Raw genomic sequence first — 20,125 nt, forward strand, 5'->3', positions numbered from 1 at the left:
GGTCCCGGGCAGCGGTGCCGACGACGGCGCCGGACGGGAGTGACGGTGACCGACGCCCTCGGTGACGGGCTGCGCCTGCTGCGCGCCTTCGCCAGCAACCCGCGCCAGATCGGCGCCGTGCTGCCCACCTCCCGGACGGCGGTGCGCGCCATGCTCGACCTCGCCGACGTCCCCGCGGCCGGGCTCGTGGTGGAGCTCGGGGCCGGCACCGGGGTGGCCACCCGGGAGATCCTGGCCCGGCTCGGTCCCGCCGCCCGGCTGGTCGCCGTCGAGATCGAGCCGCGGCTGGCCCGCCTGCTCACCGAGCGGTTCGGCGACCCGCGGCTGCAGGTGGTGTGCGGCTCCGCCGAGGACCTCGACGCCCACCTCGACGGCGACCGGGCCGACGTCGTCGTCTCCATGCTGCCGTTCACCTCGCTGGAGGCCGGGCTGCGCCGCCGGCTGCTCGACGTGCTGCCGCGTGCCCTGCGCCCCGGCGGGACGGCGCTGGTCATCCAGTACTCGCCGCTGGTGCGTGGCGAGCTGCGCCGCCGGTTCGCCGCGGTGCGCACCGTCGTCACGCCGTGGAACGTGCCGCCGGCCTTCCTGTTCGCCTGCACCGGCCCGGGAGCGGCAGCCGCCGGGCGGTGAGCCGCCGGCCCCCGTCACACCGGGCGGGCCGGCAGCAGGTGCTCCTGGTGGTCGAGCTCGCGCTCCAGCGTGCGCAGCCCGTCGTCGGGGAGCCGGCCCAGGTCGCGCCAGCGCAGCAGCTCCTGCCGCTCGGCGTCGATCACCGCCCGGCGCACCCGCAGCGCCGCCTCGTACTCCGGGGACATCGGCACCTCCCCGGCGGCGTCCTCGAGCACCTCCAGCCGCCGCCGGTAGCGGTCCACCCGGGTGCGCAGCGCGGCGCGGATCGACTCGATGGCGGCGTCGTCGAGGTGGTCGTGCTGCTCGGCCTGCAGCTCGTCGAGCCGGGTCAGCCCCGCCTCGACGGCGGCGACCCGCGCCTGGTTGCGCAGCCGGGCGGCGTCGGCGGCGTCGGCGCGCAGGCCCAGCCGGCGGACCAGCGGGGCGAAGGTGGCGCCCTGACCGACCAGGGTGACCAGCACCGCGAGGAACGCGCAGAACAGCAGCAGGTCGCGGTCGGGGAAGGGATCGCCGCCCTCGGTGACCAGCGGGATGGTGAAGACGGCGGCCAGGCTGATGACGCCGCGGGTGCCGGCCCAGCTCAGCACGGTGATCTCCCGCCCGGACAGCCGCGGCGCCGCGGGGGAGCGCCCGCCCGGCGGGGTCGTCTCGTCCTCGACCGGCGAGCCGCCCAGGCGCATGTGCAGGGCCTGCGGCGCGTGCTCGGTGAGCCACAGCCACAGCGGCCGCACCAGCAGCACCGCGCCGACGGTGATCGCCGCGGCGACCACCACGGTGGACGGCGCGTACTGGCCGAGGCCGCGGATGACCGCGGGCAGCTGCTGGCCGATGAGCAGGAAGACGACGCCCTCGAGCAGGAAGTCGACCAGCCGCCACACCGCGTCGGTCTGCAGCCGCGTGGCCCCCGACTGCCAGTACGGGGCGTTGTGCGCGATGACCAGCCCGGCGACGACGACGGCCAGCACTCCGGACACGTGCACGCTCTCGGCCAGCAGGTAGGCGACGAACGGCGTGGCCAGGGAGATGGCGTTGGACGTCAGCGGGTCGCGGCGCAGCCGGCGCAGCGGCCGGATGCCGTGGGCGACGACCAGGCCCGCGGCGACCCCGCCGGCCGCGGCCAGCGCGAACTGGCCGAGCGCACCCCAGGTGGAGAACCCGTCGCCGGAGGCCGCGGCGACCGCGACGGTGAGCAGGGTGAGCGCGGTCGCGTCGTTGAGCAGGCCCTCGCCCTGGATGAGGGTGACCAGCCGCGGGGGCAGGCCGACCCGGCGGCCGACGGCCAGCGCGGCGACGGGGTCCGGCGGGGCGACCGCGGCGCCGAGGGCGATCCCGGCGGCGAGCGTGGCGCCGGGCACCCACAGCGCGAAGCCGGCGCCGATGACGACCGCGGTGACGAGCACCAGCAGCACCGAGAGGCCGACGACGGTGCGCAGGTTGGCCCGGATCGCGATGAGCGAGGAGTCCAGCGCGGCGCTGTAGAGCAGCGGCGGGATCAGGACGCTGAGGACGACCTCCGGGTCCAGCGTCAGGTTCGGGCCGGGCAGCAGCGCGTAGACCAGCCCGGTCACCGTGAGCAGCGCCGCCGCGGGGAGACCGGTGCGGTCGGCCAGCCAGCGGGCGGCGACGATGACCGCGACCGCGGCCAGGACGAGCAGCAGGACGGTCTCGGGGTGCACCCGCGCATCCTCCCCGAGGGGCCGGCGGTGTCCGTTCCGCCACCCCCGGGCGGGTGCTACGCGGCGACGGCGTCCATGGCCTCGGCGACCAGGGTGACCGAGCGCAGCCGGGCCTCGGCGGTGGGCGCCTGGTGGGCGACGATGAGCTCGTCGGCGTCGGCCAGCCGCGCGAAGGCGGTCAGCTGCTCGCGCACCTGGCCGGGGGTGCCGGCGGCGGTGTGGGTGAGCATCGAGTCCACGTGCCGGCCGGCGCCGGAGGACAGCAGCAGGTCCGCCTCGTCGTCGGACAGGTCGCGGCCCTGGCCGAACAGGCCCACCGCCAGCCGCCGGCGGGTGGCCGCGAGCCCGGCCTGTGCGGCCTCGGCCGTGTCGGCGGCCAGCGCGTTGACCCCGGCGATGACGTAGGGGGCGTCGAGCTGCTCGGAGGGGCGGAAGTCGCGCCGGTAGGCGGCCACCGCGGGCTCGAGCATCTGCGGTGCGAAGTGCGAGGCGAAGGCGTAGGGCAGGCCCAGCGCGGCGGCCAGGCCCGCGCCGAACATCGACGATCCCAGGACGTAGAGCGGCACGTCCGTCCCGCGGCCGGGGACGGCCTGCACGCCGGGGACCCGCGAGCGGCCGGTGAGGTAGCCCTGCAGCTCCAGCACGTCCTGCGGGAAGCGCTCGGCGGCGGCGGGGTCGCGGCGCAGCGCCCAGGCGGTGTTCTGGTCCGAGCCGGGTGCCCGGCCGAGGCCGAGGTCGATGCGGCCGGGGTGCACCGAGGCCAGCGTGCCGAACTGCTCGGCGATCACCAGCGGCGAGTGGTTGGGCAGCATGACGCCCCCGGCGCCGAGCCGGATGGTGCGCGTGTGGGCGGCCACGTGGGCGATGAGCACGCTGGTCGCCGAGGAGGCGATGGCCGGCATGTTGTGGTGCTCGGCGTACCAGACCCGCCGGTAGCCGGCCTCCTCCGCGCGCTGCGCGAGGGCCACGCTGGCGGCGATGCTCTCCCCGACGGTCTCCCCGCGGGCGACGGGGGCGAGGTCGAGCACGGACAGCGGGGTGCGCACGGGAGAGCTCCTGGAGGACGGCGACGGGAGGACGGCGGTCGTTGTCCGGTGCAACCCCGAGGGCCGCCGGGCTCTTCCGCAGCCGCGGTAGTCGGTCGCAAGTCACCGGCAACCGGACCGCGGGACGGTCCGACCGTGACCGCGACCGCCCCGCTGCCGTTCCCCGTCACCCCCCGCCGCCCGGGGGAGCCCGAGGCCGACGTCACGCGCCTGGCGCTGGCCCACCGCGCGCTGCGCGGTGGCTGCCGGCTGCTGGCCGACGTCGCCGCCGAGGTCGCCGGCGGCGCGTCGTGCCTCCCCGAGCGGGGGCGGGCGCTGGTGGCCTTCGGGCGCGCGGTGCTCGGCGAGGTGCGGGCGCACACCGCGCGCGAGGACACCGTGCTGTGGCCGGTGGTCGCCGCCTGCGCCGGGACGCACGCCGCCGACCTGGAGCCGCTGACCGAGGACCACGCCGCCCTGCGGGCCCTGATCGGGCGGGCCGGGGCGGCGCTGCCCGCGCTCGCCGCCGCGGACCCGGCCGCCGCGGGCGCGTCGGCCACCGCGCTCACGGAGCTGGCCGACGCGCTCGACGAGCACGTCGAGGAGGAGGAGCGGGAGGTCTTCCCGGTGGTGCGCCGGTGCGTGTCGGCGCGCGACCTGGCCCGCTACGAGGCGCTCTGCGCGCGGGGCACCGGCCTGCGGCAGGCGGCGTTCGCGCTGCCGTGGCTCGCCGACACCTGCGGGGACCCCGCCGAGCGGGCCGGGCTGCTGGCCGCGACCCCGGCTCCGCTGCGGGTGGTCCTGCGGCTGGCCGAGCCCGGCTGGCGGCGCCGGCGCGACCTCGTCGCCGGGGGTGCCGCCGGCGGTTAGTCGCGCCGGCCGGGCAGGTCGCGGGCGTCGGCGATCCAGCCGGGGTGGCCGGTGCGCGCTGCCACGGCGACGGCGACCTCGCGGTGCGCCGCGGCCGCGGCGAGGTCACCCCGCGCGGCGGCCAGCCGGGCCAGCAGGGTCGCCGTCGGGCCGAGGGCCATCTGGGCGGTGTGCGTCCCGCAGACGGTGTCCCGGTAGGGGAGCAGCTCGGCCTCGGCCTCGGCCATCCGCGCGGCGTCGCCGAGGGCCAGCCCCACCAGGCCGCGGCAGTACTGCAGGAACGGGGTGAACAGGTCCCGCACCACCCGGTGGCGCGACGGGCCCAGCGACCGCGCCTCCTCCGCCCGCCCGGCCAGCACCAGGGCCAGCGCCTGCATCTCGGCCGCGAGCTCCGGCGAGATCGGCGCCAGCGCGGCCATCTCCTCCGGGGGCACCGTCCAGGCCCCGGGGTCGGCGAGCTGCAGGGACAGCTGGGTCGTCAGCCGCAGCGCCCGCGCGACCTGCGGGTAGTAGCCGGCGTCGAGCAGCGCCTGCTCGGCCACGTCGTAGGCCGCCTCGGCGTCGGCCGTCCGCCCGGCGACGGCGGCGCGCAGGCCGGCGTAGCAGCGGGCGATGCCGGACAGCAGCGGCAGCCCGTAGGCCGCGGACAGCCGCTCGGCCTCCCCGGCGTGCACGTCGGCGGCCTCGAGGTCGAGCACGGTGCAGGCGTCCTGCAGCAGCACCAGCCGCGCCACCGCCTCGAACAGGCCGAAGCCCTCGCGCTGGGCGACGGCGAGCAGCTCGGTGCCCAGCGCCGTGGCCTCGCTGCGGTCGGTCCCGCGCACGGCGTGGAACTGGCGGACCGTCAGCGCGTGGGCCAGCGCCAGCGGGTCCCCGCCGAGGCGGGCGTCGGCCAGCGCCTGCGCGGAGACCTCGACCGCGCGGTCCTCGTGCCGCTCCTCGAGCTCGACGGCGAGCATCGCCAGCAGCCGGGCGCGCTGGGGGTCCCCCGCGGGCAGGCCGGCGACGGCCCGCTCGGTGCGCTCGACGAACCGGTCGTCGACGGGGTCGACCCAGGCGTTCCAGAAGGTCGGCACGTCCGAGGACAGCAGCACCGCGGCGGTCAGCGCGGCCGGCGCGTCCTCGGGCAGCACCGCCAGCGCCCGGGTGCGCAGCGCGCGCGCCTCCCCGACGGCGCCGGCCAGCGCGGTGGCGTGCGCCTGGGCGCCCAGCAGCCGGGCGAGGGCCGCCCCGTCGCCGGGCCGGGCCGTCGCGGTCGCCTCGGCCGCCCGGCCCCACATGACCGCGGCGTCGGCGTGGGCGAAGCGGCGCTCGGCGAGCTCGGCGGCGGCCTGCGCCCAGCGGGCGGCGGCCGCGGCCGACCCCGGCCCGGCCGCGGCGGTGTGGTGGGCCAGCGCGGTGACGTCGTCGGGCCGCAGGCGCTCCAGGACGGCGGCCACCCGCCCGTGCAGCCGGGTGCGGCGCAGCGAGGACAGGTCCTCGTAGAGGGTGTCGCGGACCAGGGCGTGCACGAAGCGCAGCCGGCCGGCGCCGGGCTCGACCAGCAGCCCGCTGACCAGCGCCGTCTCCAGCGCCTCGACCAGCGCGTCCTCGTCGTCGGCGCCGTCGGCCGGGGCGGCCGCGGCCAGCAGGACCTCGGCGTCGACGTCGCGGCCGAGGACGGCGGCCAGCCGCAGCAGCGTGCCGGTGCGCGCGGGCAGCGTGGCCAGCCGGTGCCGGACGACGTCGCGCACGGTGCCGGGGACCGCGTCGACGTCGGCGCCGGCGTCGACCAGCCGCAGGAGCTCCCGCACGTAGAACGGGTTGCCGTCGGCGCGGGCGGCGATCGCGGCGCGGGTGCGGCCGTCGACCGGGGTGAGCGCCCAGTCCTCGACCAGCGCGAAGACCGCGCCGCGGTCCAGGCCGCGCAGCGACAGGCCCAGCGGCGAGCGGCGGGCGAGGGCGGCCAGGACGTCGGCCAGCCCGCCGGTCTCCTCGGCGCGGTGACCGGCGACCACCAGCACCGGGCACCCGGCCAGCGCCGGCAGCAGGTCCAGCAGCAGGGCGGTGGTCTCGCGGTCGGCGCGGTGCAGGTCGTCGACGGTGACCAGCAGCGGCGTGGCCGAGGCGACGGCGGAGAGCCAGCCGGCCACCGCGCGGTGCAGCCGGAACCGGTTGCCGGTCGGGTCGCCGCCGGTGTCGGCGGGGGCGTCGTCGGTCAGCAGCCGGGCCAGCGGTGCGGCGTCCGCCGGCGGGACGGCGGCGGCCAGCGCGCGCAGCGCCGAGGCCCACGGCCACGCGGGCGGCGCGCCGTCGGTCTCCGGGCAGGACACCGCGAGCGTGGTCCAGCCGCGGCCGGCGTACTCCGCGCGCAGGTGGTCGAGCACGGTGGACTTGCCGCTGCCGGCCTCCCCGGCCAGCACGGCCACCTGCAGCCGGCCCTCCGCGGCGCGGGCCGCCGCCGCGTCCAGCGCGGCGAGCTCGGCGTCCCGGCCGACCGGGCGGGGCACCTGCGGCGCCGGCCCGGGGGCGAGGACCGGCGGGGTGACGGGTGCGGGGTCGGCGGCGACGGGCGCGGCCCGGCCGACGGCGGGCGCGGGCGGGCGCGCGGGCAGCAGCGAGGGGGACTGGGTCAGCACCGCCTCCTCCAGCGCCCGCAGCTCCGGGCCGGGGTCGACGCCGAGCTCGTCGGCCAGCCGCGTGCGGACCTCGCGCAGCGCGGCCAGCGCCTCGCCCTGCCGGCCGGCGCGGTAGAGCCCGAGCGCCAGCAGCCGCCAGCCCTCCTCACGCAGCGGGTGCTCGGCCACGTGGGCGCGCAGCAGCGGCAGCGGGTCGCGCCCGCCGGGGGCGTCGAGGGCCACCGCGGCGCGCCGCTCGATCGCCGTCAGGCGCAGCTCGTCGAGGCGGGCGGCCTCCGGCGCGGCCCACGGCTCGTCGGCGTACTCGGCGTAGGCCGGGCCCCGCCACAGGTCGATCGCGGCGCTGTAGCGGTCCCGGGCCGCGGCGGGGTCGGTCGCGGCGAGCCGGTCGCCCTCGTCGAGCAGCCGCACGGCCTGCAGCACGTCGACGGCGTCCTCGTCGGGGCGCAGGGCGTAGCCGGGCGGCACGGTGACCAGCAGCCGGGCCGGCGTCCGCGGCGCGCGGCCGGGCTCGAGGATGCGGCGCAGGTGGCTGACGTGGGCCTGCAGGGACCCCATCGCGTCGGCGGGGGAGGCGGCCCGCCACAGGTCGGCGACGATCATCTCGGCGGGGACCATGCGGCCGCCGGCGACCAGCAGCCGGGCGATCACCGAGCGCTGCCGGCGACCCCCGAGGTCGAGGGGCGTCCCGTCCCGGACGGCGCCGACCCCACCCAACACCCGGAACGAGACGGTTCCGGCACTCCCCGTGCCCATGACGGCGAGAGCATAGGTGGCGCCGCCGCCCCGGGTCAGCCTCCTGTGGCGGGAACCACCCCGATCCGGTCACCGCCGGCCCCACGGGCCCCGCCCGCCCGACGGGACCCGCGTGGTGGTGCTAGACGGATCCGCGGGTGCGCCTCGGCCGCGGGGACGCCGACTCGACCGGCGCGTCGGGGCCCTCGACGCCGAGCCGCCGCTCGAAGCCGGGCGGCACCACCACGTCGTCGCGGGACAGCTCGGCGGTGGACTCCCGGCCCAGGCCGGTGAGCGCGGACCCCAGGCCGTCGCGCAGCAGGTCCAGCACGTTCTCCACACCCGCCTGGCCGTTGGCCGCCAGCCCCCACAGGTAGGCCCGGCCGATCATGACGGCCTTCGCGCCCAGGGCCAGGGCCTTGGCGACGTCGGAGCCGCGGCGGATGCCGCCGTCGAGCAGCACCTCCACGGAGTCGCCGACCGCCTCGGCCACCGCCGGCAGCGCGCGGATCGAGGCCGGCGTGCCGTCGAGGTTGTTGCCGCCGTGGTTGGACACCGAGATCGCGGTGACGCCGGCGTCCACGGCGCGCTTGGCGTCGTCGACGCGCATGACGCCCTTGAGCATGAACGGGCCGTCCCACTGGGAGCGCAGCCAGGCGACGTCCTCCCAGCTGGGCATGGGCGACTGCATCCACATGCCGTACGCGCCGAAGAACGTGGGCGCGGTCTCGCCCGGGGTGGGGACCATGTTCGGGACGGTGAGGTCGGGGATGTGCCCGGTCCTGGCGAAGTCCCACAGCCAGCGGGGGCGCAGCAGCACCTGCGGCGCGTAGCGGCGGGCGGCCTCGAAGTCGATCTTCGAGGGGATGAACGGGCTGCCCCAGTCGCGGCCGTAGGCGAACGACCAGTCGAGGGTGGCGATCATCCCGACGGCGCCGGCCCGCTTGGCGCGGTCCATGCGGGCGAGCATCTCCTCCCGGGTGCCCACCCAGTACATCTGGAAGAACGTCTGCGGGTTGGCCGCCACGACCTCCTCCACCGGCTTGCTGGCGAAGGAGGACAGCCCCATCGCCACGCCGCGGGCCGCCGCGGCCCGGGCGACGGCGACCTCGCCGTCGGGGTGCACCGCCTGCACACCGGTCGGGCTGATCAGCACCGGCATGGACACGTCCTGGCCCATGACGCGGGTGGCCATCTCGCGCTTGTTGGACAGGCCCGCCGTGTGCGGGGCGAAGCCCAGCTCGTCGAAGGCGCGCAGGTTGTCGTCGACGGTCAGGCCCTTCTCCGACCCGGCCACCAGCGCGCCGTAGACGCCCTTGGGCAGCCGCCGCCTCGCCCGCCGCTGGGCCTCGGCCACCGTCTCGAACCACGCGTTCGCCATGTCGTCTCCTGCTCCGTCGGACCCGTGGGGCCGGGCTGCGCCGGGGATGGCACTGAGTGCCACCCTAGCGCCGGAGGTGTTGCGCAGACCACACCTGGCGGAGACGGCTCGGCCCCGCGACCGAGGGGTCGCGGGGCCGGAGGAGGGTGCCGGCGGGTCAGCGGCGGGCGGCCAGCGCGGCGATCTCGTGCGCCGACTCCTGCGTGGGAGCGGCGGCGAGGGCGCGCTGCAGGGCGCGCTCGTCGCGGCGGGCGCGGGCGGTGGCCCGGGCGGCGGTGAGGGCGGAGCGGAGGCGGGTCATGGCGGTTCCTTCCGGGCGACGGTCCACGGCGACGGTCGCTCCCGGCCGTCCCCGGCGGGCCCGCCAGGTGCGGTGCCGGTCACAGAAAACCGGCGCCCACCTGCTGGGTCTGCAAATCCAACTGTCCTCCCGACCGGGCTGGCGCGCCAGCGCCGAGACCGTGATCCGCGCTGCACCCGGCCCGGTGAGACGCCCGCCACACCGGCGGGCTAGCGTCGGGCCCGCCGACCCGCCGCCCGAGACCCCGGAGGCCGTCCTGCCCAGCACCGTCGTCCCCGGTGGCGTCAGCACCCCGCAGCTGTCCGCGCACCTCGCCGTCCCGCCGGTGGGGGAGGGGCCCTGGCCCGGCGTGGTCGTCGTCCACGAGGCGTTCGGGCTGACCGACGACGTCCGCGACCACGCCGACCGGCTCGCGGCCGCGGGCTACCTGGCGGTCGCGCCCGACCTGTTCAGCGCCGGCGGGGCCCGGCGCTGCCTGCGCTCGACGTTCCGGGCGCTCAACCGCGGCGAGGGTCCGGCGTTCGGCGACCTCGAGGCCGCCCGCCGCTTCCTCGCCGACCGCGACGACTGCACCGGCCGCGTCGGGGTCCTCGGCTTCTGCCTGGGCGGCGGGTTCGCGCTGGTGGGCGCCACCCGGGGCTTCGACGTCTCCGCGCCCAACTACGGCTTCCTGCCGAGGGACGCCGAGCGGGTGCTGGCCGGCGCCTGCCCGGTCGTGGCCAGCTACGGCCGCCGCGACCCCGCGCTGCGCGGCGCCGCCGACCGGCTGGACCGGGTGCTCACCGACCTCGGCGTCGAGCACGACGTGCACGAGTACCCCGACGCCGGGCACTCCTTCCTCAACCGGCACCCCGGGCCGATCACCGCGCTGGAGAAGGTGCTCGGCGGCGGCCACCACCGGCCCTCGGCCGAGGACGCCTGGGGGCGGATCCTGCGCTTCCTCGACCGGCACCTGCGGACGGCGGCGTGAGCGGGCCGCTGGCGGGGCTGCGGGTCGTCGAGCTCGGCGGCATCGGCCCCGGCCCGCACGCGGCGATGGTGCTCGCCGACCTCGGTGCCGACGTCGTCCGCGTGGAGCGGCCCTCCGGCGGGCTGCGGGTCGGCGGCACGGGGCGCGACGTCGTGCTGCGCGGGCGCCGCCCGGTCGTCGCCGACGTCAAGACGCCCGAGGGCCGCGAGCTCGTGCTGTCCCTGGTGGAACGCGCCGACGTGCTGCTCGACGTCTTCCGGCCCGGCGTCGCCGAGCGCCTGGGCCTGGGGCCGGAAGAGTGCCTGTCCCGCAACCCCGGGCTGGTGTACGCGCGGATGACCGGCTGGGGCCAGGACGGACCGTGGGCCGACCGCGCCGGGCACGACGTCAACTACCTCGGCCTCACCGGCACCCTCGCCGCGCTGGGCCGCGACGGGCGCACGCCGCAGGCCCCGCTCAACCTGGTCGCCGACTACGCCGGCGGGTCGATGCTGCTGCTCGTCGGCGTCCTGGCCGCGCTGCACGAGCGCTCGCGGTCCGGGCGCGGCCAGGTGGTCGACGCCGCCATGGTCGACGGCGTCGCGCTGGTGTCGCAGCTGATGTGGTCGATGCGCGGGATGGGCGTGTGGTCCGACCGCCCCGGCACCAACCTGCTCGACGGCGGCGCGCCCTTCTACGACGTCTACCCCTGCGCGGACGGCCGGTTCGTCGCCGTCGGGGCGCTGGAGCCGCAGTTCTACGCGGCGCTGCTCGACGGCCTCGGGCTCAGCGGCGCCGGCCTGCCGCCGCAGTCCGACCGCCGGGGCTGGCCCCGGCTGCGCGCGGCGTTCACCGAGGCCTTCGCCGCGCACCCGCGCGCGCACTGGGAGCGGGTGTTCGAGGGCACCGACGCCTGCGTCACCCCCGTCCTGGAACCCGCCGAGGCGCCCGGGCACCCGCACCTGGCCGCGCGCGGCACGTTCACCGAGGTCGACGGCGTGGTGCAGGCGGCGCCCGCGCCCCGGTTCTCCCGGACACCGGCCGGCCCGGCCGCGCCGGTGCCCCCGGGGCCCGCCGACGCCGCCGCCGTCCTGCAGGAGTGGTCGCGTCCGCGCTGACCGGACGCCGAGACGAGGAGGTCGACGGGTGCCCGATCCCGTGCTGGTGGAGCGCCGCGGCGCCGTGCAGGTCATCACCATCAACCGGCCGGAGGCCAAGAACGCCCTCGACGCCGCCGTCGCCCAGGGCGTGGCCGCCGCCGTCGACGAGCTCGACGCCGACGGCGACCTGCGCGCCGGCGTGCTCACCGGCGCCGGCGGCACCTTCTCGGCCGGCATGGACCTCAAGGCCTTCCTGCGCGGGGAGCGGCCGGCGATCGAGGGCCGCGGGCTGTGCGGCATCACCCAGACCCCGCCGCGCAAGCCGCTGGTCGCCGCCGTCGAGGGCTGGGCGCTGGCCGGCGGGTTCGAGCTGGTGCTCGCCTGCGACCTCGTCGTCGCCGGGCGGACGGCGCGCTTCGGCGTGCCCGAGGTCAGCCGCTCGCTGGTGGCCGCGGCCGGCGCCGCGCTGTTCCTGCCCCGGCGGATCCCGCGGGCGGTCGCCATGGAGATGCTGCTGACCGGCCAGCCGGTCGACGCCGAGCGGGTCGCCGCGGTCGGGCTGGTCAACCGCGTCGTCGACGAGGGCGGCGCGCTGGAGGCCGCCGTCGAGCTGGCCGGCGTGATCGCCGCCAACGGCCCGCTCGCCGTCGCCGCCACGAAGCAGATCGCCCAGGGCACCACCGACTGGACCGCCGAGGAGGGCTGGGCGCGCCAGCAGGAGCTCATCGAGCCGGTGTTCACCTCCGAGGACGCCCGCGAGGGCGCGACCGCGTTCGCCGAGCGCCGCCCGCCGGTCTGGCGCGGCCGCTGAGGTCCGGCGGCTAGCCCCGCGGCGCCGGGCCGGTCGAGGTCCGCACCACCAGCTCGGTGGGCAGCAGCACCGGCCCCGGCGCCGGCCGGCCGGCGATCCGGTCGAGCAGCGCCCGCGCCGCCGCCCCGCCCTTCTCCCGGGTCGGCTGCCGCACGGTGGTGAGCCCGAGCCCGCCCGCGGGGGTCGCGTCGTCGAACCCGGCGACCGACAGGTCCCGCGGCACCCGCAGGCCGAGGCGGGCGGCGACGGCGAGCACCCCCTCGGCGATCCGGTCGCTCAGGCACAGCACCGCCGTCGGCCGGGGGTCGGCGGCGAGGACGGCGGCCGCGCCGGCCTCGCCCACCGCCGGCGTGCTGTCCTCGCCGTGGAACACGGGCACCGCCGACCACGCCAGCCCGGCGGCCTCGACGGCGTCGCGGTAGCCGGCGAGCCGGTCGCGGGTCACGGCGTAGGTGGCCCCGGCCTGCACCGCCTCGTCGGCCAGCCCGCGCCGGATCGGCTCCTGGTGCATCCCGAAGGAGACGACGGCGAGCCGGCGGTGCCCCAGGTCGAGCAGGTGCCGGGCCACCGCGGCCGCGGCGGCCCGGTCGTCGACGCCCACCCACGGCGTCCCGGGCGCGCCGAGCGCGGCCAGCCGCGCGGGCCGGGGCTGGTCGACGACGGCCAGCGGCAGCCCGCGGGCGACGGCCGCGGCCAGCAGCGGGTCGTCGTCACCGAGGGAGCAGACCACCAGCCCGTCGACGACGGCGGAGTGCACCGCGGCCAGGCGCCGGCGCGCGTCGGTCGACCCGGGGACCAGCAGCAGCCCGGCGCCCTCCGGCTCGGCCACCGTGGAGGCCCCGGCCAGCAGCGCGACGGCGACCGGGTCGTCGAAGGCGTAGGACAGCCCGTTGTCGTAGGCGACGCCGATCGCGCCCACCCGCCCTCGGCGCAGCCCCGCGGCCAGCGGGTTGGGGCCCGGGTAGCCCAGCCGCGCGGCGGTGGCCAGCACCTGCTCGCGCAGCGCGGGGGAGAGCTGGTCGGGCCGGGAGAACGCGTTGGACACCGTCTTCGCCGACACCCCCAGCTGCGCCGCGACGTCGCGCAGGGTCCGGGGGCGGTCGGCGGGCACGGGCCCATGATCCGTGCTTCATCGATGAAGAAGCCGGGTACCCGCCCTGGACGTGACCCCCGAGGTCGACGCCCCCCCGACCGCCCGCGGCGCGGTGCCGGTGCTGTGCGCGGTCCAGTTCGTCGACGTCCTCGGCACGACCCTGGTGATCGCGGCGCTGCCCACGGTGCTGGCCGACCTCGGCGCCCCCGCGTCGGCGGCGACACCGGTGGTCACCGTCTACGCCGTCCTCTTCGGTGCCCTGCTCGTCCTCGGCGCCCGGCTCGGCGACCGGTACGGGCACGTCCGGGTCCTGCAGGCCGGGCTCGCGGTCTTCGGGATCGCGTCCCTGGGTGCGGCGACCGCGCCGTCGGTGGGCGTGCTGGTGGCCGCCCGCGGCGCCCTCGGCGTGGCCGCCGCGCTGTCGGTGCCGCCCGCGCTGCGGCTGCTCACCGCCGCGACCCCGGACGGGACGGCCCGCCGCCGGGCGCTGGCCGCCTGGAGCGCGACCGGTGCCGCGGCGGGGGCGTCGGGCCTGGTCCTCGGCGGCGTGCTCACCGAGCTGGCCGGCTGGCGGGTGCTGTTCTGGCTGACCGTGCCGCTGTCGGTCCTGCTGCTCGCCGCGGTGGGCCGGACCGCGCCGCCCGTCCCGCGCCGCGCCGAGGGCGCCCTCGACCTGGCCGGCGCCGGCGTGCTCACGGTCGCGGTGGCCGCCGTCGTCACCGGGGCCGCGCTGCTCGAGGACCCCGGGCACCGCCTCACCGGGGCGCTGCTGGTCGCCGCCGGGCTGGCGGCCGCCGCGGTGCTCCCGGCGGTGGAGCGCCGCGCCGCCGACCCGCTGCTGCCCCGGGCCGCCGTGCGCCACCCCGGGCTGCGCGCCGGCGTGCTCGCCTCGGCCGCCAACACCGCCGGGACGAGCTCGGCGGTCACCCTCGCCACGCTGCACCTGCAGCAGGCCGAGGGGTTCGGGGCGGCGGCCGCCGGCCTGGCGCTGGTGCCCTTCAGCCTGTGCGTGGTGGCCGGCGCCGCCCTGGCCGCCCGGGTGCTCGGCCGGGTCCCGGCGCGCACGGCCGCCGCGGCGGGCCTGGCCGTCGTCGCCGCCGGTGACCTCGTCCTGCTCGCCGCGGCCACCGGCCCGTGGGCCGTCCCCGCCGGGGTCGCCGTCTCCGGGCTCGGCATCGGGCTGTCGTCGGTGGCGGCCACCGCGCTCGGCACCGACGTCGTCCCCGAACTGCAGGGGACCGCCGCCGGCGTGCTCAACACCGCCGCCCAGCTGGGCACGGCGCTGGGCGTGGCGGTCGTGCTGCTCGTCGCCGCGGCGACGGCGGGCACGTCCCTGCCGCTGGCCGGGACGCCCCTGGGGTGGCTCACCGCCGCTGCGCTCGCGGCCGTCCCGGCGGTGCTCCTGCTGCGGTCCCCCGGCACCGCCGCGGGCGGGGGTTAGTGTGCCGGTGACCACACCTGTCGAGGGGAGCAACGATGCGTGACGCGGTGATCGTGGAGGCGGTGCGCACGCCGGTGGGCAAGCGCAACGGCGGGCTGTCGGGGGTGCACCCGGTGGACCTGTCGGCGCACGTGCTGACCTCGCTGGCCGAGCGGGCCGGCGTCGACCCGGCGCAGATCGAGGACGTGATCTGGGGCTGCGTGTCCCAGGTCGGGGAGCAGACCTTCGACATCGCCCGAACCGCGGCGCTGGCCGCCGGGTGGCCGGAGACGGTGACCGGCGTGACCGTCGACCGGCAGTGCGGGTCCTCGCAGCAGTCGGTGCACTTCGCCGCCGCCGGGCTGGTGGCCGGGCACTACGACGTCGTCGTCGCCGGGGGTGTGGAGTCGATGTCGCGGGTGCCGATGGGCAGCGCGCGGGCCGACGCCGACCCCTTCGGCACCCGGTTCCTCGAGCGCTACGCCGGCGCGAAGATCAACCAGGGGCTGGGCGCGGAGACGATCGCGCAGCGGTGGGGCCTGTCCCGGCAGCAGTGCGACGAGTTCTCCGTCGCCAGCCACGAGAAGGCCGCCGCCGCCCGCGTCGAGGGCCGCTTCGACGCCCAGATCGCGCCGGTGACCACCCCCGACGGCACCGTCGTCGGCCAGGACGAGGGCATCCGCGAGTCCACGGTGGAGAAGCTCGGCACGCTCAAGACCGCCTTCCGCGAGGACGGCGTCATCACCGCCGGCAACTCCTCGCAGATCTCCGACGGCGCCGCGGCGCTGCTGATGACGACGTCGGAGAAGGCCGCCGAGCTGGGGCTGCGCCCGGTGGCGCGGGTGCACACCGCGGTGCTCGCCGGCGCCGACCCGGTGGTCATGCTCACCGCGCCGATCCCGGCCACGCAGAAGGCGCTGGCGAGGTCGGGGCTGTCGGTCGACGAGATCGGCGCCTTCGAGGTCAACGAGGCGTTCGCGCCGGTGCCGCTGGCGTGGCTGGCCGACATCGGGGCCGACGCCAAGGCGCTCAACCCCAACGGCGGCGCCATCGCCCTCGGCCACCCGCTCGGCGGCTCGGGCGCGCGGATCATGACCACGCTCGTGCACCACATGCGCGACAACGGCATCCGGTACGGCCTGCAGACGATGTGCGAGGGCGGCGGCCAGGCCAACGCCACCATCCTCGAGCTCCTGTAGTCGCGTCCCGAGCCCACCTCCTCGTCGCGCTCGGGGCGGCCCCCGTGGAGGGGCCCGCCCCGAGCGGGCGAGGGGTGGGGGGCACGGGGGCCCTCCAACAGGGCCGCCCGCAGCGGCGGCCCCGGGCGCGGCTAGGTTCGCCGGTCGTGACGGCGACCGCCGGCGGGCCCACGCTGCTCGACGTCCTGACGCTCGAGGAGATCGACCGGGACCTCTACCGCAGCACCCTGCTGTTCACCGACCCGCTGCCGCTCTACGGCGGCCAGGTCGCCGCGCAGGCGCTGCTCGCCGCCGGGCGCACGGTGGCGCCCGAGCGGCTGCCGCACTCGCTGCACGGCTACTTCCTGCGCAGCGGCGACGCCGCCCGCCCGACGGTGTTCCGGGTCGACCGGGACCGCGACGGCGGCTCGTTCTCCGCGCGCCGGGTCGTGGCGGTGCAGGGCGGCGAGGTCGTGCTGTCGATGTCGGCGTCGTTCCAGGCGCCCACCGCAGGCCCCGACCTGCAGGTGGCGGCGGCGCCGGCCGCCGAGCCGCCGCAGGACAGCGTGCCGTTCACCCTGCCCCGGCTGTTCACCATGGAGAGCCGCCGCCCGGCCCAGCCCCACCCCGGTGCCTCCTCGCCCACCCGGTTCTGGGCGCGGGCCACGGTGCCGCTGCCCGGCGACCCGCTGCTGCAGGCGTGCGGGCTGACCTACCTCTCCGACATCGGCACCGGGCTGGCCGCGCTGCCCGAGGACGAGGCGGCGCCGGGGCCCACGCTCGACCACGCCGTGTGGTTCCACCGCCCGGCCCGGCTCGACGAGTGGGTGCTGGTCGACCTCGTCCCGCACACCGTCTCCGGCGGGCGCGGCTGGTACACCGGCTCGGTCACCACCGGCGACGGCGTCCTGGCCGCCAGCCTCGCCCAGGAGACGCTGTTCCGGCCCGGCCGCAACCCCTTCCGCCCGGGCCGCTGACCGCCTCCGGGAGCCCGGCGGTGGCACCGCCGGGCCGATCGGAGAGGATGGGGAGGCTGACTGGGGGAAGGACGACCACGTGGCCAAGCACCGGGCACCCGACGGCGGTCCCACCGACTTCGACGCGGCGACGGCCGCGCTGGCCGACGTCACGGGTGACTACACGATCGACGTCGCGCACACCCGCATCGGCATCCGGGCGCGGCACGCCATGGTGACGACGGTCCGCGGCGCGTTCACCGACTTCGAGGGCGAGGCGCACCTCGACGTCGCCAAGCCCGGCGCGAGCACGGTCGGCATCCGCATCCGGACGGCGAGCATCGACACCGGCCAGGCCGACCGCGACGCCCACCTGCGCTCGCCGGACTTCCTCGACGTGGAGCGATGGCCGGAGCTCGTGTTCGCCTCCACCGACGTCGAGCAGGTCGACGACGGCGTCTACGAGGTCACCGGCGACCTCACCATCCGCGACGTCACCCGGCCGGTGACCGTGGAGTTCACGCTCACCGGCTCGGCGCGGGACCCCTTCGGCAACACCCGCGTGGGCTTCGAGGGCGCGCTGGCGATCAAGCGCAGCGACTGGGGCCTGACCTGGAACACGCCGCTGGACACCGGCGGCGTGCTGGTCAGCGACCGGATCCAGATCGAGTTCGACGTCTCGGTGATCCGCACCGACTGACGAAGGACCCCTCTGCCCCCACCACTGGCAGGTTCGCGGCGGGCCCCTGCGGAGGGGCCGCCCAGCAGGGCCTCAACGCGCGACGTCGTAGCGGACGCAGGTGAACTCGCCGTTCTGCGCGACCTCGCGGGTCACCAGCTCCACCCGCGCCGGCAGCAGCGGCGCACCCCCGCCCAGCGTCACCGGCGCGATGGCGACGACGACCTCGTCGAGCAGCCCCGCCTCCGCCAGCTGGGCGGCCACCGGCCCGCCGCCGACCACCCACAGGTCGAGGTCCCCGGCCGCCGCGACCATCTCCGCGTGCAGCGCGCGCAGCTCCTCGGGCGTGGCCGGGGCGGCGAACCGGATGTCGGCACCGGGGAACGGCTCAAGCTCGCGGTGGGTGAGCACCCAGGCCGGCTGGGTGTACGACCAGGGGTCGGGGCCGCCGTTCTCGCGGATCCACCGGTAGCTGGTGGCGCCCATGACCATCGCCCCGAGCGACTTCTCGAACGTCGAGAAGCCCATCGGCCCCTCCTGGTCGACCTGGCGCGACAGCAGCCACGACAGCGAGTTGTCGGCGTCGGCGATGAAGCCGTCGAGCGAGGTGGCGGTGTAGTAGACGGTGCGGGTCATCGGTCCCTCCGGGAGAGCCACTCGATGGGGTCGCCGGCGTCGACCGCGACGCCGGCCGCGCGCAGCCAGTGCCGCGCCAGCAGGCGGCGGTGCGCGGAGAAGGTGAGGACGTGCGCGACGACGCTGCCGAGGACGAAGCTCTCCGGCGGCTCGCACAGCGCGTCGACCAGCCGGTCGTTCCACGCGCCGCGCCGGGAGACCTCCCGCACGGCCGCCAGCCACCGCGGCGCGACCGCGTCGTGGCGGTCGAGCAGCGCGGCCGGGTCGTCGGCGCCGCGCGTCGGGGTGTCGGCGCCCTCGATGGAGGCCACCCAGACCTCGAGGGTCCACACCAGCTCGTCGAGGACGGCGGCCAGCGTCTCCTCCGTGCCGCTCCAGGCGAGCACCGACAGGCCGGGGGTGCGCACCCGGCGGTACTCCTCGTCGGGCAGGCCCTTGGCGAGCTCCAGCAGCGCCCGGGTGTCCTCGACGCCGTGGTGCACCAGCAGCGCGGTGACCTCGTCGCCGCCGCGGCGCACCGGCTCGTCGGACACCCACAGCGACGACGGCGGGTGGAAGTGCAGGCCGTTGGGCGCGGGCAGCCAGTGCTCGTCGCGCGCCCGCACGCCGCCGTCCCCGGTGGTGGCCAGGCTGCCCGGCGTGCGGCCGTAGGCCCGCGCGAAGGCGCGGCTGAACCCCTCGACCGACTCGTAGCCGGCCGCGAGGGCCACCTCGGTGACGCTCGCGCCCTGCCGCAGCTGCCAGGCCGCGCGCTCCAGGACCACCCGGCGGCGCAGCGCCACCGGTGACTCCCCGGCGCCGACCGACACCTGCCGGCTGAAGTGGAACGGGGAGGCGTAGGCGTCGCCGGCCATGTCGGTGAGCGTGCGGTTGTCCTCGTCGAGGACGGCGTCGAGCAGCTCGCGCAGCCGGTCGCGTCCGGGTGGGGTCACGGGGACCAGTCTGGCGAGCGCGGCGGCCGCGGCGCCCGACCGTTCTTGCGCTCCTCAGCCGGGAGCCCAGGCCCGCTCCACCGACCGGCGGCACCGGGCGGGGTCGTCCCCGGCCGCCGTCAGCAGGGCGACGGCGGTGTCGGTGGCCAGCGGGCCGAGGACCCCGGCCGGCAGGACGCCCTGGACGACGAGGGACACCAGGCCGTGCCCCGCCGCCCAGTAGCGGGTGGCGAGCGCGCCGGGGTCGGTGCCGGCGTCCAGCCGGCCCTCGTCGCGGGCGCGGGCGACCGCGACGACCAGCCGGTCGAAGGTGGCGTCAGCGGCGGGGGCGTCGGCCAGGTCGGCGCGGGTGTCGAACATCGCCCGGTAGAGCTCGGGGGAGTCGAGGGCGTTGCGCGCGTAGGCGACGCCCAGGGCGGCGAGGTCGTGCACGGGGTCGCCGGTGTGCGGGACGGCGTCGAGCCTGCGGGCCAGCCGCGTGAAGCCCTCCTGGCGGACCGCGCTCCACAGTCCCGGCATGCCGCCGAAGTGCGTGTACACGGCCATGGTCGAGGCGCCGGTGCCCGCCACGAGCGCGCGCAGGGTCACCGGCTCCCGCTCGGCGAGCATCCGCGCCGCCCGCTCGACCAGCAGGTCGCGGACGGCGGGATCGGGTCGTCTGGCCACTGGCGCAGTATGTCATAGCGTTGCTATGTTATCCGCCTCACACCCCAGGAGGAGTCATGACCGTCGAGCTGATCGACCCGCCCGGACTGCCCGTTCCCGGGATCTACCGCCAGATGGCCGTCACCCGCGGCAGCCGCACCGTCTACCTGGCCGGCCAGGTCGCGCGCACCGCCGAGGGGCAGCCGGTCGGCGCCGGTGACCTCGCCGCGCAGGCCGAGCAGGCGTTCCTCAACGTCGCCACCGCGCTCGAGGCCGCGGGCGGCTCCTTCGACGACGTGGCGAAGCTCGTCCTCTACGTCGTCGACTGGGACGCGGGCAAGCTGCCGGCGCTCGGCGAGGGCGTGGCCCGGGCCTCGGCGCGGCTCGGGCGCGACCTCACCCGGCCGGTGACGCTGATCCCGGTCGTCGCGCTCGGCGAGCCCGACCTGCTCATCGAGGTCGACGCCACCGCCGTCCTCGACTGAGCCGC

The 20,125-nt window shown here is 77.8% G+C and carries 19 protein-coding genes; 10 read left to right on the plus strand and 9 right to left on the minus strand.

Annotated elements, in window-relative coordinates; all coding sequences use genetic code 11:
- Positions 1-45: 45 nt before the first annotated feature.
- Complete coding sequence (locus CHC04_RS08365; RefSeq protein ID WP_089403974.1) at positions 46-630, plus strand: class I SAM-dependent methyltransferase; 585 nt, start codon at positions 46-48, stop codon at positions 628-630.
- 14 nt (positions 631-644) lie between these two features.
- Here CHC04_RS08365 and CHC04_RS08370 read toward each other — a convergent pair whose 3' ends face one another.
- Together CHC04_RS08370 and CHC04_RS08375 are read right to left on the minus strand one after the other, a co-directional pair.
- Positions 645-2,306, minus strand: a complete 1,662-nt coding sequence (locus tag CHC04_RS08370) for a Na+/H+ antiporter (RefSeq protein ID WP_089403481.1) — start codon at positions 2,304-2,306, stop codon at positions 645-647.
- Between the two features lie 56 nt (positions 2,307-2,362).
- Complete coding sequence (locus CHC04_RS08375) at positions 2,363-3,352, minus strand: LLM class flavin-dependent oxidoreductase (protein WP_089403482.1); 990 nt, start codon at positions 3,350-3,352, stop codon at positions 2,363-2,365.
- 135 nt (positions 3,353-3,487) lie between these two features.
- Here CHC04_RS08375 and CHC04_RS08380 point away from each other — a divergent pair, with 135 nt between their 5' ends.
- The gene (locus tag CHC04_RS08380) at positions 3,488-4,201 is read left to right on the plus strand and encodes a hemerythrin domain-containing protein (RefSeq protein ID WP_176449898.1); all 714 of its coding nucleotides are present in this window, start codon (positions 3,488-3,490) and stop codon (positions 4,199-4,201) included.
- On the opposite strand, the gene CHC04_RS08385 is transcribed toward CHC04_RS08380, so the two are convergent.
- The 3 genes from CHC04_RS08385 to CHC04_RS24040 form a co-directional block, all read right to left on the minus strand.
- Positions 4,198-7,539, minus strand: coding sequence for an ATP-binding protein (locus tag CHC04_RS08385; protein WP_176449899.1), 3,342 nt, complete (start codon positions 7,537-7,539; stop codon positions 4,198-4,200). The genes CHC04_RS08380 and CHC04_RS08385 overlap by 4 nt on opposite strands.
- Positions 7,540-7,696: 157 nt before the next feature.
- Positions 7,697-8,935, minus strand: coding sequence for a pre-mycofactocin synthase MftD (gene mftD / locus CHC04_RS08390; protein ID WP_089403484.1), 1,239 nt, complete (start codon positions 8,933-8,935; stop codon positions 7,697-7,699).
- A gap of 157 nt (positions 8,936-9,092) precedes the next feature.
- Positions 9,093-9,236 (minus strand): hypothetical protein, encoded by a 144-nt coding sequence (locus CHC04_RS24040; RefSeq protein WP_176449900.1) that lies wholly within the window; start codon positions 9,234-9,236, stop codon positions 9,093-9,095.
- Between the two features lie 184 nt (positions 9,237-9,420).
- Between CHC04_RS24040 and CHC04_RS08395 the strand changes: the two genes are divergently transcribed.
- Genes CHC04_RS08395 through CHC04_RS08405 form a run of 3 tightly spaced genes read left to right on the plus strand, consistent with a single transcriptional unit; the run spans position 9,421 to position 12,096 of the window.
- Positions 9,421-10,206: a dienelactone hydrolase family protein gene (locus tag CHC04_RS08395; protein ID WP_245817069.1), complete on the plus strand. Its 786-nt coding sequence runs from the start codon at positions 9,421-9,423 to the stop codon at positions 10,204-10,206.
- Complete coding sequence (locus CHC04_RS08400; RefSeq protein ID WP_089403486.1) at positions 10,203-11,303, plus strand: CaiB/BaiF CoA transferase family protein; 1,101 nt, start codon at positions 10,203-10,205, stop codon at positions 11,301-11,303. Before CHC04_RS08395 ends, CHC04_RS08400 begins: the two co-directional genes overlap by 4 nt.
- A gap of 28 nt (positions 11,304-11,331) precedes the next feature.
- On the plus strand, positions 11,332-12,096 hold the full coding sequence (locus tag CHC04_RS08405) for a crotonase/enoyl-CoA hydratase family protein (RefSeq protein WP_089403487.1): 765 nt from the start codon (positions 11,332-11,334) through the stop codon (positions 12,094-12,096).
- 10 nt (positions 12,097-12,106) lie between these two features.
- Here CHC04_RS08405 and CHC04_RS08410 read toward each other — a convergent pair whose 3' ends face one another.
- Entirely contained in the window at positions 12,107-13,207 is a 1,101-nt protein-coding gene (locus CHC04_RS08410; protein ID WP_089403488.1) for a LacI family DNA-binding transcriptional regulator, read from the minus strand.
- A gap of 52 nt (positions 13,208-13,259) precedes the next feature.
- On the opposite strand from CHC04_RS08410, the gene CHC04_RS08415 reads away from it, so the two are divergent.
- The 4 genes from CHC04_RS08415 (at position 13,260) to CHC04_RS08430 (ending at position 17,443) form a co-directional block, all read left to right on the plus strand.
- On the plus strand, positions 13,260-14,630 hold the full coding sequence (locus tag CHC04_RS08415) for an MFS transporter (protein ID WP_176449901.1): 1,371 nt from the start codon (positions 13,260-13,262) through the stop codon (positions 14,628-14,630).
- 35 nt (positions 14,631-14,665) lie between these two features.
- Positions 14,666-15,808 carry a thiolase family protein gene (locus tag CHC04_RS08420; RefSeq protein WP_089403490.1) on the plus strand — a complete coding sequence of 381 codons (1,143 nt, stop codon included), beginning with the start codon at positions 14,666-14,668 and terminating at the stop codon, positions 15,806-15,808.
- 146 nt (positions 15,809-15,954) lie between these two features.
- Entirely contained in the window at positions 15,955-16,764 is an 810-nt protein-coding gene (locus tag CHC04_RS08425; protein WP_245817070.1) for an acyl-CoA thioesterase, read from the plus strand.
- A gap of 79 nt (positions 16,765-16,843) precedes the next feature.
- Entirely contained in the window at positions 16,844-17,443 is a 600-nt protein-coding gene (locus tag CHC04_RS08430; protein WP_089403491.1) for a YceI family protein, read from the plus strand.
- 72 nt (positions 17,444-17,515) lie between these two features.
- Here CHC04_RS08430 and CHC04_RS08435 read toward each other — a convergent pair whose 3' ends face one another.
- The 3 genes from CHC04_RS08435 to CHC04_RS08445 are packed head-to-tail and all read right to left on the minus strand — an operon-like array spanning position 17,516 to position 19,656.
- The gene (locus CHC04_RS08435) at positions 17,516-18,058 is read right to left on the minus strand and encodes a dihydrofolate reductase family protein (protein ID WP_089403492.1); all 543 of its coding nucleotides are present in this window, start codon (positions 18,056-18,058) and stop codon (positions 17,516-17,518) included.
- On the minus strand, positions 18,055-18,990 hold the full coding sequence (locus tag CHC04_RS08440; RefSeq protein WP_176449902.1) for a helix-turn-helix domain-containing protein: 936 nt from the start codon (positions 18,988-18,990) through the stop codon (positions 18,055-18,057). Before CHC04_RS08440 ends, CHC04_RS08435 begins: the two co-directional genes overlap by 4 nt.
- A 54-nt stretch (positions 18,991-19,044) precedes the next feature.
- The gene (locus CHC04_RS08445) at positions 19,045-19,656 is read right to left on the minus strand and encodes a TetR/AcrR family transcriptional regulator (RefSeq protein WP_089403493.1); all 612 of its coding nucleotides are present in this window, start codon (positions 19,654-19,656) and stop codon (positions 19,045-19,047) included.
- A gap of 56 nt (positions 19,657-19,712) precedes the next feature.
- Between CHC04_RS08445 and CHC04_RS08450 the strand changes: the two genes are divergently transcribed.
- Positions 19,713-20,120, plus strand: a complete 408-nt coding sequence (locus CHC04_RS08450) for a RidA family protein (RefSeq protein ID WP_089403494.1) — start codon at positions 19,713-19,715, stop codon at positions 20,118-20,120.
- Positions 20,121-20,125: the final 5 nt, after the last annotated feature.

The sequence above is a fragment of the Geodermatophilus saharensis genome (genome assembly GCF_900188205.1).
Taxonomy (GTDB): Bacteria; Actinomycetota; Actinomycetes; order Mycobacteriales; family Geodermatophilaceae; genus Geodermatophilus; species Geodermatophilus saharensis.

What these genes read in the sequence shown, in the direction of transcription:
- CHC04_RS08435 (WP_089403492.1), bottom strand. Translation starts at nt 18,058, where the DNA reads ATGACCCGCACCGTCTACTACACCGCCACCTCGCTCGACGGCTTCATC.
- CHC04_RS08450 (WP_089403494.1), top strand. Translation starts at nt 19,713, where the DNA reads ATGACCGTCGAGCTGATCGACCCGCCCGGACTGCCCGTTCCCGGGATC.
- mftD (WP_089403484.1), bottom strand. Translation starts at nt 8,935, where the DNA reads ATGGCGAACGCGTGGTTCGAGACGGTGGCCGAGGCCCAGCGGCGGGCG.
- CHC04_RS08420 (WP_089403490.1), top strand. Translation starts at nt 14,666, where the DNA reads ATGCGTGACGCGGTGATCGTGGAGGCGGTGCGCACGCCGGTGGGCAAG.
- CHC04_RS24040 (WP_176449900.1), bottom strand. Translation starts at nt 9,236, where the DNA reads ATGACCCGCCTCCGCTCCGCCCTCACCGCCGCCCGGGCCACCGCCCGC.